14 protein-coding genes are annotated in these 17026 nt (G+C 41.2%); 4 read left to right on the top strand and 10 right to left on the bottom strand.

Annotated elements, in window-relative coordinates:
• The first annotated feature begins 302 nt into the window (after positions 1–302).
• Positions 303–1109 carry a hypothetical protein gene (locus LI954_RS02130; RefSeq protein ID WP_202068081.1) on the top strand — a complete coding sequence of 269 codons (807 nt, stop codon included), beginning with the start codon at positions 303–305 and terminating at the stop codon, positions 1107–1109.
• A gap of 312 nt (positions 1110–1421) precedes the next feature.
• On the opposite strand, the gene LI954_RS02125 is transcribed toward LI954_RS02130, so the two are convergent.
• The 9 genes from LI954_RS02125 to LI954_RS02085 all read right to left on the bottom strand — a co-directional run bounded on the left by LI954_RS02125 (position 1422) and on the right by LI954_RS02085 (position 11644).
• Positions 1422–2303, bottom strand: a complete 882-nt coding sequence (locus LI954_RS02125; RefSeq protein ID WP_229443365.1) for an alpha/beta fold hydrolase — start codon at positions 2301–2303, stop codon at positions 1422–1424.
• Between the two features lie 413 nt (positions 2304–2716).
• Positions 2717–2899, bottom strand: a complete 183-nt coding sequence (locus LI954_RS02120) for a hypothetical protein (RefSeq protein ID WP_229443364.1) — start codon at positions 2897–2899, stop codon at positions 2717–2719.
• A 354-nt stretch (positions 2900–3253) separates the two neighbouring features.
• Positions 3254–3562, bottom strand: coding sequence for an L-rhamnose mutarotase (gene rhaM, locus LI954_RS02115; protein ID WP_324254738.1), 309 nt, complete (start codon positions 3560–3562; stop codon positions 3254–3256).
• Between the two features lie 93 nt (positions 3563–3655).
• Positions 3656–4498 (bottom strand): sugar phosphate isomerase/epimerase family protein, encoded by an 843-nt coding sequence (locus LI954_RS02110; protein WP_229442574.1) that lies wholly within the window; start codon positions 4496–4498, stop codon positions 3656–3658.
• An 11-nt stretch (positions 4499–4509) separates the two neighbouring features.
• Positions 4510–7158, bottom strand: coding sequence for a beta-galactosidase (locus tag LI954_RS02105; RefSeq protein ID WP_229443363.1), 2649 nt, complete (start codon positions 7156–7158; stop codon positions 4510–4512).
• Between the two features lie 270 nt (positions 7159–7428).
• Positions 7429–8541: a glycoside hydrolase family 88/105 protein gene (locus tag LI954_RS02100; protein ID WP_229443362.1), complete on the bottom strand. Its 1113-nt coding sequence runs from the start codon at positions 8539–8541 to the stop codon at positions 7429–7431.
• Positions 8542–8556: 15 nt separating this feature from the next.
• A complete protein-coding gene (locus LI954_RS02095; protein ID WP_202068086.1) occupies positions 8557–9393 on the bottom strand; it encodes a carbohydrate ABC transporter permease in 837 nt (278 codons plus the stop codon).
• Between the two features lie 6 nt (positions 9394–9399).
• Entirely contained in the window at positions 9400–10344 is a 945-nt protein-coding gene (locus LI954_RS02090; RefSeq protein ID WP_229443361.1) for a carbohydrate ABC transporter permease, read from the bottom strand.
• Positions 10328–11644: an ABC transporter substrate-binding protein gene (locus LI954_RS02085; protein WP_202068088.1), complete on the bottom strand. Its 1317-nt coding sequence runs from the start codon at positions 11642–11644 to the stop codon at positions 10328–10330. The genes LI954_RS02090 and LI954_RS02085 overlap by 17 nt, the downstream gene beginning before the upstream one ends.
• A 727-nt stretch (positions 11645–12371) precedes the next feature.
• On the opposite strand from LI954_RS02085, the gene LI954_RS02080 reads away from it, so the two are divergent.
• From LI954_RS02080 to LI954_RS02070, 3 genes are read left to right on the top strand one after another with little or no spacing between them, the layout of a single operon-like run.
• Entirely contained in the window at positions 12372–13010 is a 639-nt protein-coding gene (locus LI954_RS02080; RefSeq protein ID WP_202068089.1) for a DUF624 domain-containing protein, read from the top strand.
• Complete coding sequence (locus tag LI954_RS02075; protein ID WP_229443360.1) at positions 12995–14779, top strand: sensor histidine kinase; 1785 nt, start codon at positions 12995–12997, stop codon at positions 14777–14779. Before LI954_RS02080 ends, LI954_RS02075 begins: the two co-directional genes overlap by 16 nt.
• A complete protein-coding gene (locus LI954_RS02070) occupies positions 14751–16205 on the top strand; it encodes a response regulator (protein ID WP_229443359.1) in 1455 nt (484 codons plus the stop codon). Before LI954_RS02075 ends, LI954_RS02070 begins: the two co-directional genes overlap by 29 nt.
• Positions 16206–16550: 345 nt before the next feature.
• Here the strand turns inward: LI954_RS02070 and ribE are convergent, their stop codons facing one another.
• Positions 16551–17018: a 6,7-dimethyl-8-ribityllumazine synthase gene (gene ribE, locus LI954_RS02065; RefSeq protein ID WP_229443358.1), complete on the bottom strand. Its 468-nt coding sequence runs from the start codon at positions 17016–17018 to the stop codon at positions 16551–16553.
• Between the last annotated feature and the right edge of the window lie 8 nt (positions 17019–17026).

The raw sequence follows: 17026 nt of genomic DNA, 5'->3' as shown, positions 1-17026 counted from the left end.
GTAAAAATCTGGTCAAAGATTCAGATTTTGTTATTTAAAAAAAATATCCTGTTTTTACAGTAAAAACTTTTTTCCATCTTGTTCCCCATCTGACTATTCCCTTATCAGCTATTGATTTTCCTGATATTTTTTTAAGTAAGAAAAACAAAACTGTTGTAAAATAATTTTTCGTGAAAACTCCAAAACTTCATCCAAAGTTATTCGGACCAGACCTTTTTTACCAGCCGTGGTACACTTATAAAGTTAGGAACCGGAATAACCGTTTTGTTTGTATTCAGAAAAACGATGGGAGATGAAGGATATTGAAAAGAGACCGGCAACAGCTTTTTTTTATCTTGTTACTGTTTGTTTTATTTGCGTTAACCAATCTTTTATTATTGTTCTTTGGTGAATCCCCTCGAGGCATTTTGCTTAATCTGATTTCCGGTCTAGCCTTTACACCAGTAGAGGTTTATGCCACTGTTTTTTTTCTGGAAGGCTTTTTACGAAAGCGGGAAGAAAAGATAGAAGAGTTACGGGAAGATACAGACTATTTTTCCATCGCTAAAGAAGAACAGGTACAGCTCATCTGGACAATTAAATATTGCTTGCTGGAAAACTTTTCAACAAACACTTATGAAGATGTTGATGCAGCATTTTACAACTTATATGCCCATCGGAAAACCGCACTTTCCGCTCAATTCTGGGAGAGCACACTGTTGGCCGAGCATTTAACTCCTTCAATGAAATCATACAATTTGGAACTCCTCGGAAAGAATCTCTCTCATCTTTCCGCTCTGGAGCTTTCAACAGAAATCGGCAACTATATGCGAAAGGAGATTACTGATTTTTATGCGATTTACTTAAAATTTATTCCTTTGGATATTTTTAAAGAGCTTCACGGTATCTATAAATCCGTTGAGGTCAGTATTTTATTCAGCGACAACGCCTATCTTCTCCAAACTAAACAAGAGCTTATAGAAAAACAAAAGATGAAAGAGCTGACTTCGGAAGAATACGAAAAACTGGCACAAATTTCTCAAACCTTACTGGCAGATATTTACCGACATATGCAGAATATTTCTGCAATGACGATGGAACACTATACTAAGCTGGCAAATGATGAGTAAAATTAAGCCAAAGAAAAGCAAAACGTTACGTGAACAGAAAATGCAGCTTGAAACAAAAGAACTGCCCCCAAAATATGCTGGGAGGCAGTTCTTTTCAACTATTGAAATTTGGTCATCCGTTTATAATTTAATTGTCCACGCCATTCTTTTCACATAACAATTGAAGCTTGTAGATAACACATACTAAGATATAGCAAAACCATTTTTCCATTACCATCCATGAATAGGTAACTAAACCCAAATTACCTGCTTCCACTAATTAAACATGGCGGCTACTATCCAATTTTCCGGTTTGTATATTCATTCATATTTTTATTTGATTTCCAAAAATAAATCTGCCTCTTTTAAAATCTGCTGCATTCCTTCCATACTTGGAATGTGTCCACTCCTTTCAATTATTTTTGCACTTAAATTAGAGTTTTTACTATTATTCACGAAGGATTTAACCATCATCGTTGAAGTTACACTATCAGTATCTCCTTGTAAAATACGGTATGGTACCTGCATATTCTTTAACTCTTCAGTTAAATTTACATTCATTAAATCTGTCAATAACCCTCTATTTCTCATACTTCTGTTTATAATTGCAGCTCTTGCATCTTTCAATGTATAATCCGGACTGTTTAAAATTCCTAATAATAATTTACTTAATGACATCTTTTCCCCTTCTTTTGAAAGATATCCGTCTGTATATTTTCGAATCCACCCCATAACTTTCTCTAAATCTTCTATTGTTTTTGGTTCTTTTTCCCACATTGACTTTAATTGTCGCTTTTTCTTCTCAGACATTTTAGCATTCAGTAACGTACCAAATGTTTCCTCATTAAATGCCAGTTCCTTTAGCACCTGCCCGTATATAAGTACTTTATCCACTAAATGCGGGGCTTTTTCAGCTGCTTTAGCTGCCAGAATAGACCCCCAGGATATACCAAAAAGAGTAATCTGATTTTCAGGGAATTTCTTTTTGACCTTTGTAACTAAATCTATAGTCATATTTACAAAATTGTTAATCTTAAAATTTTTGTCTAACCTGCAATTGTTAATCCCGCATCCCAACTGATCCCAATATACCATTATAAATTTATCTGTAAATTCTGGAAACATCCCCCGGCTTCCCGTACAAAAAGGAAAAGGTGCTCCAGGTCCGCCATGTAAAAAAATCACAACTGGATTTGTCGCCTTCTTTCCCTCCATCAATATCTTCTGTCTGTGCCCTGCCAAGGAATATGTCGCTATTTCTGATATTTCATTGTTCTGTATTATTTTTTTTCTCTTTTTATTCATCTTGATCACCTTACTTTTCTTTGATAGTTTTTGTATTCTTTTGAACAAAGCTCTTTAACATCCTTCACTGGCGATTTAACTATCTAAACCATTTAGTAATTAGATGCCTCATTACCATAATTATCTATTTAATCATTAATTTTAAGGCTCTGATATGAAGTTGTTGGATGCTGTTATATCGTTTTTAATAAGCAGCCTAATGTGTTGACCGATCAAAATCTAAGTTATGCGCCAATATAAATGAACAGCTGCTCCTATTAGGAGATGAATACTTCACATTCAAAGATTGTCATACGCATACAGCCATCTCTTCGTAACAGAAGTCAATCAGTTAACAAAATATGAATTCTCTTAATTTTCTGAACAGTCAGCGGATGTTCTTCTCTCAGCAGTTTTTCCAAGTACTCAAATAGTTGTTTATGATTTTCAATCTCGTAAAATTCACGAATACTTTTGCTTTTACCATGAAGGAGTCCTTCTAAAATGACAGAAATTGTCTGAGGCAAAGAAATCGTATTTCCCTTCTAGCACACTGGGATGCATATGCCATTCGAACAAGAACATCATTCAAATAATCTTGTGAGCGATTCGGACTTCATCCTATCTTTTTCAAGTCATTACTGTTCTTAATTATACAACAATCTATTTATCAAAACAGAGATTAAGCGAGATACTGATTCAGATTTATAACCCAAGCAGGCTTTTCACCGTCAAAACAGCCGTATCCATTCATTCGGATACGGCTGATCTTCCAATATACATTATGCACGTTTAAACTTTTTCTATATACCCCGATCATGGTTGGCTGCTTTACTCCCTGAGTTGATATCTTTCTTTTCTGCCGCAGTATACACTAGTGTCTACAGCTCAAATACCTTTATCAAATCAGCAGCAACTGGCGAATGATCTTCATTCGTTTCCATAATATCCGCCATATATTCCCACCATTTTTGATTAATCTCTGCAGCAGCTGTTTCCCGCCAACGTTGTTCATCTTCTATTTCCAGATAAGCAAACAACTGGCTGGTTTCCTTTTCTAAAAAAATGGAGTAGCTGATTGCCCCGTATTCATTAAGCATCCGACGCATCTCCGGCCAGAGTTGGGCGTGCCGTTGTTCATATTCCTGGTGTTTATCAGGGTAGACCTGCATAACAAACGCTTTTTTCACCTTTCAACTGCTCCTCTCCTGTATATCTCTTTATCTATGAGACTGGTTATTTCTTCTCCACTTCCCAATACTCTATAAAACAAACTTACCATTTTATAAGATGCCCTGTCTCCTTTCATTAATCAGCTTAAGTCCTCTGGCTGCTCCATCATCTTTAGTCTCCTCCAGAACAACATAGGAAAGTGGGCGGTACTTTTCAATGATTTCAAGAATTGCCAGATAGTTGATCCGTCCTTCTCCAAGATTTACAGGAACAATTCGATCCTTTTGAATTTCAAAATCCTTCAAGTGGACAGCAACAATTTTTTCGCCAAAGCTTTCAAAGGCTTCCTTAACAATCCCAACTTGCTCCTGATCATTGCCGCTGTGAATCAAATTGGTAGGATCTAAAATAATACCCAGATAATCAGATTTAACAGCCGTCAAAAGCTGTTTCACCCGCTCAACGGAATACAGCGGATGATTTAGCCCAGGTTCAATCCCAACCATCATCTGATACTTCTCGCCAGTCTCAACCAGACGTTTAATGACGGAAACCAGGTCTTCAAAGGCTTCTTCAGTAAAGTTTTTTTCAGTATAGTATATCTCCGGCAGGACACAGCCGGTTTCAGATGCAACCATTGAAGCACCAAAATAGTGTGCATACTTCAGATATGCTTCAAAGCGCTGCAGCAGGCTCTCTCTTTGAATAGGATCAGGATGAAGCATGTTGATGTAACAACTTAGAAGTCCCACCTCAACTCCCTTCTCGGCCAGCTTGCGTTTTATGAACCGACCCATTCCGGGATTCAATTTATCTGCTCCAGACCATTCCGGAAAAGAGATTCCCAGTGCCAGCTGTAGAGAATAAATGCCCTGAGCTGCTGCTTGTTCTGCCATTTCTTCAATCGTGTTGCATGTTGTCAGATCATGTCCGCGAATCGCATAATTTAACATGTCTTTCCCTCCTAGTCTGAGCATTTCAGCAGCAAGGTTTCATACGCCTGCAGCTGATGCGCTCCCATGGAAAGCAATACTCCGCTCTCCATTTCCATTTCCTTAATCAGTTGATACTCTGCAGACACTCCGCTTAAATTGACCAGATAGAATTGCCGTACACCTGTTTCCTGTTCAATTCGCTGATATTTGACCAGACCATCAGATATCTGCACATACGCAATATCCCGATCATGACACCTGATTTCCTTCATCACAAACTGCTGCCAAGAGGTGGAACTGTTCAGGTTTTCAGGTAAACCACCTAAATAAAAAACTTCGCCAGTACCCACAGGACGTTTCGCCCACATCGCATTTCCTTCAGCAGTTCGCCGCAGAACTTGCCATTTATCAGTCAGAGTCAGAACAGAGACCAAGCCTGCCAATACTTCCTCTGAATTTTCCAACAAACAGGGCTGCTCTTTAGAAGTCGCAAACTGCAGTATATTCTCAACCTCAAGCCAGTCACCAAGCCGATCCAGACCATTATGCTCCGGCCAGGTCAGCATCTCCGTACGATCGCCAGTCAGCGGACCAAAAACAATGCGCCCACCGTCTTCAGCAAAAGCTTTCAGCTTTTCCAGCAGCGTCTGACTGATATAGCGGATAAACGGAACCAGCAATATTTCAAAGGAACCGAAATCGCTGCTTTCCTGTATAACCTCCGCCGACACCCCCTGATGAATCAGAGAGCCGTAGTACTCTGTGATCAAGCTGCGATAATCATAGATACCTCCAGATTCAATTGTAAAAAATCGTTTGGCACAATCGGAATAAATCAGCCCGATTGTCGCCGGCTGATGGATACTGCATAACAGTTGAGGCTTAAGCTGCTGCAGCATCTTTCCAATCTCCGCCACTTCCTGATAACCTTTCCCCGGTTTGCCCCAAGGAGTCACGACAGTACTGTGCGGCTGCTCAACACCGAAGCGATGACCACGGAAATGCCAGTAACAAAAGCTTCTCAGTCCGCCTGCAAAACCGGCAAATGCCTCAGCAGTCAGATAACCATTAGGATGCGGAGCAATGTAGTTTTCGATATGTCCAGCATGCGACGTACTCGTCTCCAGCAGCATTACTTCCGATACATCTGTTTTCACATTTTTCCAAAGATCCAGATTTAATGTAAACCCGGGATAATTTGCTGCCGGTGCATAGGTATCAAAGGATACGAAATCCAACTCACTGAACAGCTCCCGATTCATCAGGTGAAAGCCCAATGCTGTATTATGAGTAATCGGTATATCCGTTTCCATACGAATCATATGACACAGCCCATGAGCAAATTCATTGAGAGATTCAGCAGTAAAGAGCCGAAACGCATTCATCAGGGAGGAGTTATGAACAAAGGGTGTTCTTAGCGGAAGCGGAATCTCAGCGAAAGAGGTGTATTCCTCACTCCAGATTTTAGTTCCCCACTGCTGGTTCAGATAGGCAATTCTTCCATATTCTGATTGAAGTGCTTTGTGCCACTTTTCCTGACAGGAACAACAGAAGCAAAGGTCCACATGACACTTAAATTCATTGTCCAGCTGAATCCCTATAATATTGTCAAACTCTTTTGTCAGTCGAGCAATTTTTCTGGTTAATAAATAAGCACGATGACGGAAGTACGCATGATTAGTGCAAACATGCTGACGGGAGCCATGTACCATAATAGTTTGATCCTGATTGTGAATACAGCGCTCTGGATGGTCCGCGGTCAGCCAGCGCGGCGGTGTAGGTGTTGGAATACAAAGAAGCACCTGAATCTCTGCTTCGTGATACCATTTCAGATAATGCCTCAGTGTTGAAAAATCATACACCCCTTCTTCGGGTTCCAGACTACTCCAGATAAACTCTCCAATACGAGCAAAATTCATGCCCAAGCACTTCATATGCTGAATATCTTCTTTGACAATCTCCTCCTCCCACAATTCAGGATACATACACGCACCGTAGTAGAGATCATCAAATAATGTCTCTGACCCGGCTTCTCTTAATAAAGGCTGCAAACGTAAATACACATAACGTCCCAAAATATCTCCGCCTTTAACAGAAAAGTGCGTATCATCGTAACTGCCTCCGGGATAATTTGCTGCTTCTCCGGGAGCCAGCCAGGTGAAATAAGAACGGGTCTCTTCAATATTCGGTGAATAAGAATAATAAAAATAAGAATACTCATTCAAATCGATTAAGGGAATCTCCTGCTCCTTGGCCAACCTTTTAATTAACAAACACTCCCGCTCCAGGGTATGCTGAAGCATTCCTTCCTGAATTTCGTACCGTTCCGGCGGTGTACAAAGTACCGGTTGTCCACCTGCCTTCCGGGTAGTCAGCACCATTTGCTGCAGATTGCGATAATAATCATTAGGAGAAACTCCACTCATGAATTTTTGGTCGTTGTGCCCAAATTGAATGACTACAATATCATTGTTTTCGATTGCTTCAATCAGCTGCTCCCACCAACCTTCCTCTACGAAGGAGCGAGTAGTAGCACCTGACTTGGCAAAATTTTCCACTTGAATCTCCGGATGCTCTTCTTTCAATTTTTTGCTGAGTCCATCCCCCCAGCTGCTCATGGGATGATTTTGGGAACCATAGTGCGCAACGGTTGAATCTCCGGCTAACAAAATTTTCATAAGACCTTCCCTTCTTTAACAAATAATAAAGACCGGGACTTCGGTTTCAGTCCCGTCCCAGTCTTTTATCATGATCGTTTGTTTTGCTTACAGGCTGATCCCATAAGTCTGAAATGACTCAAGACAACTATCTGCAATGAATGCCAACCATTCCTTCTGCATGAGATCAAAGCCGATCGAATGGACAACCCGTTTGTACCATCATTTCCCGGAAAGTTCCAAAACAGCTCAAAGTTAGGAGCTTTTTTCTTGAAACTCCTCTGGCAGCCATCAAATAAAGTCATACAGATATTCCGAAAATGCTAAAACAACCAGCGATTGACCATAAGCCATGGAAGTCAACGGAATCGTCCGGTAGTAATCCAGATTCTCACCAATAGCAGTACCCACAGAAACCTGCTGCACCTCGCCGGAAGCTGCTACCTGATCAACCAGCGCCTGAATGGCACGTTCGCCGTTCATCTGATATTTCTCATCAATGTATCCTTTGCGCACAGCTTTTAGAATTCCGTATGCAAAGCCGGCAGTCGCCGAACTTTCCTCATAGCTTTGCGGTTCATTGATCAATGTGGACCACAGTCCGGATGCATGCTGATATTCAGCCAAGGCTGCTGCCTGCCGCTCCAGAGTATCAATAAGAAAGGCACGGAAACCATCTCCCGGCTTCAAATCCAGAATATCAATTACCTCGGGAATCGCTATTGTAATCCAACAGTTGCCCCGACCCCACAATGCTTCAGAAAAATTATGATTTCCCTCAAACGTCCAGCCATGGTACCATAACCCGCTCTTTCGATCCGTCAGGTATTTAATATGCAGCATAAACTGCCGCTTAACCTCTTCAAGATAATCATCACGTTGCAACAGTCGACCGATCTTGGCCAACGGCAGCACTGTCATCATCAGGGTATCATCCCACAATTGCTGGAAGCGTTCAGGTCCATAGGTGAGATGCTCGAACCCGTGCTCGCGGGTGCGCGGAAGCTTTTTCATCACCCATTCAGCCCATACTTCTAAATAAGGCAGATAACGTTGATCTCCTGTCTTTTCATACAGGAAAGCCATTGTCAGAAGAGGAGCCATCGTATTGACATTTTTGGGAGGGGCGCCCGTCTGCAGCTGTTTCTCAAACCATTCAAGAACCACCTGATATGCCTGCTCATCCTCTGTCAGCTCATAATACTTATACAAGCCGTATAACCCAACACCTTGAGGCCAGTTCCAGACATTCCAGCTCTTGTCATCAACGACTACATCCTCAAAATGTATAAAGAAATCTCCGTTATCCTGAATCGTTGTAAGATTTTCGATAACCAGTGCTATTTTTTCCTGAATTATCTGTTTTGAAACAATATGTTCGACTACGTTGTGATTTTTTTTCATTCTATCAACCTTTCTTTACTTCAGCCCTGTAGTACTGATCCCTTCAACAATATATTTTTGAAACATGAAAAAGATAACCAGCACTGGAATCAGAGAAACAACTGACATGGCAAACATTGCACCCCAGTTGGAGCTGCTTGAGGAATCGAGAAACTGCTTCAATGCAATAGAAACAGTGTAGCTTTCCGGTTTCGTCAAATACAGCATCGGACCAATCAGCTCTTCCCACTTCCAGTAAAAAGAGAAAATTGCTGAAGTTGCCAAAGCAGGCTTAATCAGAGGAAGGATAATCCGAAAAAAAGTTCCGATCCGGCCGCAACCGTCAATTTTTGCTGCTTCATCCAGGTCCGTTGGAATTCCCTTAATGAACTGCACCATCAGGAAAATAAAGAAGGCCTGTCCAAAATAAGAAGGAACGGTTACTGGTAAAATCGAATTGACCCAGTTCAGCCTATTGAACCACAGATATTGCGGTACCATAATAATTTCCTGAGGAAGCATCATGGTAACCAGTACACAGGCAAACCAGAAGCCCTTCCCTTTGAAAGGAATACGGGCAAATCCATAGGAGATAACCGCAGAGGAACAAACAGCCCCAACCGTAGCAATCAATGAGATTCTCAGTGAATTGCCTATATAGGTCAGGAAAGGCGTTCCTGCAATACCCTGAAAGCCCTTGGTGAAATTCGCCAGGGTCCATTCTCGCGGGAACAGCTCCGTAGCGGTTTTAAAGATATCCGTATTTGGTTTCAGTGAGCTGAAAATCAGCCAAAAAATCGGATAAAGCATCAGTAGGGCGATAATCAAAATACAGACATCAAAAATAATGCTTTGTTTTTTCACTTGTTGCATAATCTCCTATACCTCCTCTGATTCTGAGAATACCCAGAATTTTGATGACGCAAACAACGCCAAGGTCACAAGCCCAATGATAATCAGTAAAATCCAGGCCAATGCCGATGCGTACCCCATCTTGAAATCATTGAAAGCCTTTTGATAGACATACAATGAGTAAACCAGGGTACCGTTTCGCGGAGCTCCGGTCCCATTCGAAATAATAAAGGCCGGTGTAAAGGTTAGAAATGATTGAATTGTCTGCATCACCAGATTAAAGAAAATGATCGGGGTCAGGCAAGGCAGTGTAATACCAAAAAACTGACGAATCTTACCGGCACCATCAATCTGGGCCGCTTCATAATAATCAATCGGAATGTTCTTCAACCCTGAAAGAAAGATCAGCATCGAAGAGCCGAACTGCCAGCCGGCCAGCAATACCAAAGTCAGAAGAGCTGTTCCGGGATTCTTAAAGAAATAAACCGGATCAATCCCGATTGATGTCAGTATTCCGTTAATCAGACCTGAATCGCCAAAGATGTTGCGCCACATGATGGAAACCGCCACACTTCCTCCAATGATTGATGGTATGTAAAACAGCACCCGGTATAAGCCGGAAAGTTTAGAGGGACGGTTAATCAGCATTGCGACCGCCAAGGCGATGACCAGACGCAGCGGAACTGCGGTAATTACATATTTAAGAGTGACACCCAGTGACTGACGAAATTTAGGGTCATCAAAAATAATTTTCTTGAAATTATCCAGCCCGCTAAATGCGGCTTCAGTCAGGAGATCATAATTGTGGAAAGCCATAAACAGGGAAATCCCCATTGGTACCACGATAAAGGTCAAAAAGCCGATAATAAAAGGGGATATAAACATATACCCCGATACTGTGTCCTGTTTTTGGGTGGAGAGGCGCCGGAAGCGCCCACCTAACCCTTTGATCGAATTACTCATAGTTTTCATCGAATATCTCCTCAGCCTTCGCTGCAAAATCATCATACGCTTCCTTCGGCGTCATGGTCGCATAAGTGATTTCTGCGTACAGGTCTTTAAAGTGACTGTTCAACTCAGAATACCCTACCGGCGGTACAGGTGAAGCAGCGCCAACCATTGATTCGATTTTATCCAAATAATCAGAAGTTGCTTTTTCTGTCTCTGTCATTTCTTCATAAATCGCTTCTTTAGCTGCTGCATTCGCTGGAATTCCACGTTCGGTTCCAATGATCTTATTGGCTTCTTCATCATTTACAATAAAATCAACAAATTTCGCTGCGGCGTCCTTCTCCTTTGACGTTTCTGAAATAGAATAATAGAAGGTTGGACGGTAGTACATTGCTCCTGTTTTTTCTGCATCAAATGGCAGCTCAAGTGAGAACTCCACTCCGTCACTGGCAGACTCCTGATACGTTACGTACTGATTCGTCCATGTTTGTAAATACGCAGCTTCGCCCAAAGAGAATGGGTATTCATCGAAGCTCTTAAGATTGTTTACAACTTCTGCTGTCGGCAGAGCTCCAGATTCGGCAAGTTCTTGAATAGCTGTCATAAAGGTTACGAAGCTCTTCTCAGAAAAAGCCAGTTTGGGTTTGCCGTTTGAATCATATTTATACAGCTCTTCTCCTTGAGTACGCAGATAATACTGCAGTAAAACAGAGTTGTCAGAAACATCCATCCAACCGTATTTGCCGGTTGCTTTTTGGGTATCTGAAACAGATTTGACAAAATCATCAAATGTATACTTACTGAAATCCACCGTTGTTCCCGCTTCATCAGTAATTCCTTTGTTTACCAGCATGGACATGGCATTCATTGACGGTGCAATAGCATACAGCTTATCATTCATTGCTGCAGTTTCGATCAGAGATTCATTGATGTTGGAAATATCGATACCTCCGCCGTCTACCACAAAATCTGTCAGGTCTGCAAGCTGATTTTTCTCTCCATACTGTGCCAGATAGGACGCATCCATCTGCATCACATCAGGCAGTTCACCGGCAGCTGATTTGGTCGCCAGCTTTTTCCAGTAATCATCCCAGGCACCATACTCATACTCAATATCGATATCCGGGTTCTGTTCCTCAAAAACTTCAATTGCGGCAATGTACTTTTCATGTCTGACTTCGGCTCCCCACCATGTAAAACTGACCTTTGTCTTATCATCGCCGGAAGCTGTCTTCTCTTTTTCCTCACTCCCTGAACCACAGGCTGCCAGTCCTAAAGCAAGTGCACTGATTCCTAAAAAAGCTAAGATTTTTCTTTTCATTTTTTGTTCCTCCTATAAGTCATACTTTCTCTCCGTGCCCGCTTACAACTTTGATTTTATGGCATTTCCTGTAGAATAAAAAGGAAAAAATCAGAGGAAAAATGTAAAAAAACCGACCTCCCTTTTTTTACCTGAAAAAGATAGACACCAGATGTGCTATACTCAAAATATACTAGGGCCGGTCGGAAAACTATCAAGAATCGAACAAGGTCCTTCAATTCTTAACGGCTCTGCCGTTTAGAAATTGATGAGATCGAAACGAAGTCCTTCAATTCTTAGTGGCTTTGCCATTTAGAAATTGATGAGATCGAAACGAAGTGTAGTGTAATGTAGTGAGACTCGTAGATACAAGGATTTCCCACTGTTGCAGTAACAGCTAGTGGGATGGTATGCAATGCTCTGATTGAAATAAATGGGCAAACATTTATTTTTCTCACTAAGAGATTACTAGTATGCGAAGCGCTAATGGGGATAAATTTGTTAAAATTTATTCCATATACAAAGAGGTAGCTGTATGCAGACGACAAGCTTTGAATAGTAAATAGTCATCCCGGAATAGGAGCTGCTGTTCATTTATATTAGAGTATATCCATCAGCCTCATATATAATACTACTGGATATGTTCCATGTTTCTTCGATTAGAAGCATAACTTAGGTTTAAATCGGTCGATACACTAGGGTTTTTATGCAGGTCCTAAATCACATGGCTTATAGGGAGGATGCTTTCATGTTCAAATTCACTTCTTCATTAATGGATATTTTTAGTTACACAGCGTATTTTGTCTATCTTAATCTGTTGTGGCTTCTTTTTTCGGCACTAGGATTGGGATTATTTGGAATCGCTCCGGCAACGGCTTCTTTGATAACGCTTACCTCTGAATTAAGAGAAGAAAAGAACTATCATGGTATCAGGAAATTCTGGGATTTATACAAATCCTGCTTCTTTAAGACAAACACCTATTTCCTTTTAAGTACCTTCTTTTTTTGTCTATTATTATTGAATTTTCGGATCACAAACGTATTTCTCGGGGGAAACCAGCTGCTGAATATCTTGTATCTGGCAGCAGGGGTGTTCGGCTTCTTTATTATCTGGAATTTGTTTTTCAATATTGCCAAAAATCCAGAGCTGACTACCAAAGAGAATTTTTCACTGAGCTTGTTTATGCTGACACGCTTCCCTCATTTAAATCTGACCAATGTACTTTCAGTCTATGCCCTGTGGCTGCTGATTAGCCAGAAGAGCAGCTTACTTCTCTTGTGCGGAGCAACTGTGCTCTGTTACTTTACAGAGTTTTTCCACAGTCGTATGATCGAAAAAACAAAACAACTGAAAAAGCAGTGGGATACGCCATGCTCACAACCATAAAAAGGACATTTAAACAGCTGAGCTTTCGCGATAAATTCCGTGTGCTGATCGGCGGAATTATCATCGTATTTGCTATTTTTTCTCTCATTATCATTCTGGTCTGGCGCAGAGTTCTGGCGCAGCAAACCTATGAAAGTGCCTATAATCAGACAATTATGAACTCCCAAAGCCTCTACAGCCATTTTGCCGAGGTAGAGCAGCTGACATATCGGGCTATCGATGATGATGATCTGCAGCGGGAGCTGAAGAGCGCCAATGCAGAGGATCTCTCAGAAGAAGAACGAAATCAGCTGAAGCGCTCCCTGTATTCCAGAGTCAGTCAGTTAACCAGAAACAGCAGCAATATCAACAACAGCTATCTTCTTAATACTAAGGATGATAATTTTGCCAACTTTATGAATAACAGCCGCAATGTCCTTCTTGACCTGTCCGTTAACGACATCAGTAACAAGCTTTCGGATTCGCCGGCCAAAGGGGTTTGGTTCTTTTCAGATTCCCTGTCTCAGGCTGTGTATGCTCGTAAAATTTTTGAAACAAGCGGACCAACACTGAATTTTCTCGGCACGATTATCTTTGTTGTAGATACCAGCTTTATCACTGAAGAGCTGAACAGTAACCCTAATTATTCGGAAGATTTCTTTTTCTTTATAAATTACAGTGATAATTTTCATCATACGCTGCAGCAAAAAGAGGATAAGGATGCTCTGCTGCCAGAGCTCAGGGAGCAGCTGCTAATGGGAAGCAATACCTTTACTCATTTCAACTATCAGGGGACTTCCTACTATGTGACGATTGCCAATCATGAAGCGTTCAATTTCATCTACCTGATTTCGGATAAAAATATTTTGAAGGATTTGGTACGCATCCAAACAATTCTGCTGGCTGCATTGGGGCTTGTTCTCCTAATACTGCTTCAGCTGATTGACCGCTTTACCAACCAGCTGACTCGTCCGATTACTGAACTGGCTGGAAAAATGGCAACTATCCCTCACACCAAACGTCTGGAAGACTTAACCCCCATCAGTGTTCCTGATCAGCAGAATGATGAGATCGTTATCTTGTATAACAGCCACAATGCGATGGTCAATGAGATCAACCAGCTGATTACCGATAATTACAAGATGAAAATTCTGTCTCAGGAAATTGAATTTGTGGCATTGCAAGCACAGCTGAATCCGCACTTTTTGTATAACACACTGGATTCAATTAACTGGCTGGCACTGGCTAACAATCAACAGGAGATTTCCGAAATGGTTACCGCACTCGCTCTGCTGTTTCGAAAGAAAATTGATACCTCGTCTCCAAACACCACACTGCAGGAAGAGCTGGAATTAATCGAAGCCTATGTAACTATCCAAAAAATCAGATTCAGAGAGCGCGTCGAATTCCTTTCACTAATTTTAGTGGAAGATCTGAGCCATCAGATACCCAAGCTGACCATACAGCCGCTGATTGAAAACGCATTCAAATATGCTGTTGAAAAAATGACCGGCTCCTGCCAGATTATCTTAAAAATTGAAAAACAGGCAGAACTGCTGGTTATCTCAGTGACAGACAACGGTCCCGGCTTTGAAGCCAATCTCAATCAAAAAAGCCAATACGGAATTGGACTGAAGAATATCAAGGAACGTCTGGCATTGTATTATGGAGACGACGCAAAATTAACCATTCATTCACAAGCTTATAAAGAAACAACTGTCAGTATATGGATCCCTTTAACTGAACGAAAGGAAGATGAGCATGATAAAACGCATACTGATCGTAGATGACGAACCGCTGATTGCCAACGGGGTCAGTGGTTTGATCAGACAGTTGGAGCTGCCGCTGGATATTGTTCATACTGTTTTTTCCAGCGAACAGGCCCTAACCATCTGTCAATCTGAGAAAATCGATATTGTCGTAACAGATATTAACATGCCTGGACTCAACGGAATCGAACTTATTAAAAAAATCAAAAGCTGTCAGCCTGACAGTCAAATGATTATTCTAACCGGCTTCGGCAGCTTTGATTATGCCAAAGAAGCCATGTCTTTGGGTCTGCGTTTCTTCCTTGAAAAGCCTGTGGAACGTGTGAAGCTGGAGCAGGCTTTAAGCGAATCCATCGAGCTGCTGGATCAGCGGGATATTGAAAACCGTCTTTGGATCAAGCGCTGCATTGAACGCAGCGTCAGCCTTCGGGAAGACATTGATCCTTGGCCCAATGTAATCTCCTTTCCACTCAAAATCATTACCTTTCACAGTGACAGCTATCAACTGATTTCTCAGACAGTTAAGGAAAACAAGCTGTCCAGCCATCTGATCACAGGGTATGTCAAAGATACCGGATACTTGATTACTACACCGAAAAATCAGAATTTTGAGGAACTTTTTGAACAGCTGAAGCAAAATAACCAACTAAATAAGGGGCTTTTTTTCTACCAAACAATTAATAGTCAGCAGGAGCTTCAGACCTGCTTTGAACTCAGCCGTGGAAATTTTGACAAGTCCTACTACTTTGATTCACCGCAGTTTTTTAACGGAACTCACTTGAAAATCAAAGATGTCGTGTACAGCAATGAACAGTTCTCCGGATTCAAAGACCAATTCCTTCACCTGTTGGCTCAAGGTGAGCTGACTAAGTGCAAGATTACAGTGAAGGGGTTTTTCGAGCAGTGTCGGTTAACTTTTTATCCTGTGCAGCTGTTGCAGCTGCAGGTGAACGATCTGCTGAATCTTCTCTTTGAGAAGTACTCCCTGAAAAAAGATTCTGTTTTCGATGACTATTCCTTAAAGGTGATTCTGCTAAGTGACTGCCGTGAGCTGCAGTATCTGCTGATTCACGGGATCGAGCTGTTTGAAAAGCAGACCTGTCTGAGTGAAAATACAAGTATTGCTCAAAACGTCAATATCATTATTGAAAGCTACTATAGTCAGGAACACCTTTCCCTCAAATGGATTTCCAACAATCTGCTGTTTTTGAATCCCGAATATATCGGGAAGATCTACTACAAAGAAACAGGTGAACGCTTTAACAGCAAGCTGGCTGCCTATCGCATGGAAAAAGCCATTGATCTGTTGAAAAAGGGCTATCGGGTTTATGAAGCTGCCAATCTGACCGGCTACAGCAATGCCCCGGAATACTTTGTCCAGACCTTTAAAAAGTATACTGGCAAAACCCCTAAGCAATTTGTCAAACAAGCGGAAACAGCTAAATAAATCACAAGGATAGATTCCTTCCTCCAACATAAAAAGACGCTTTTCCCATCTTAAAGGTGGAAAAGAGCGTCTTTTTATGTTGGGGAATCTATTTTTATTGACTGATATACATACATCTTCTCAATTCACTATACAAAAATCTTTACTCTGCAACTATTACTACTTAACCATTAAAATTCTATCAAAATATTTTTATGCACAAAGATATCCCATTATTATGCTATAGTCACTAGTGTTTTACACAAATGATTTGGTACTTTTGTCCAAGAAAATGATAGAAAATGTTAATCTGTGTACTTCAATGAAAAGAACGAGCAACCCTTCCTCTCACAGTTGATTATATTTTTATCCAATCAACTGTTTATTTAGTGAGATCATCTCAATCAATCCCTGCGCTGCTTCGCCACCCTTGTTCCCAGCTTTTGTTCCTGCCCGCTCAATCGCCTGTTCAATAGATTCAGTAGTCAGCACACCAAACATCACGGGAATATCCGCTTCCAGTCCAATATGTGCTACACCTTTTGCTACTTCATTACTGACCAGTTCATAATGAGTTGTCGCACCTCGAATAACGGTCCCCAAAGTAATTAATCCATCGTACTTTTTGGCACTGACTAATTTCTTTGTAACAAAAGGGATCTCAAATGCCCCCGGTACCCAGTAAACATCAATATTTTCTTCCAGTACGCCATGACGGATTAAAATATCCATAGCTCCGCTGAGCAGTTTGGCATTAATAAATTCATTAAATCGGGCAATGACAATACCAACTTTCATTCCTTTTCCAATAAGCTGTCCCTCAAACGTAGTCATATTCTTCT

This window comes from Enterococcus sp. CWB-B31, assembly GCF_020567645.1.
GTDB lineage: Bacteria > Bacillota > Bacilli > Lactobacillales > Enterococcaceae > Enterococcus_L.
The sequence above is the reverse complement of the archived record's forward strand: the minus strand, read 5'-3'. Positions and strand labels throughout refer to the sequence as shown.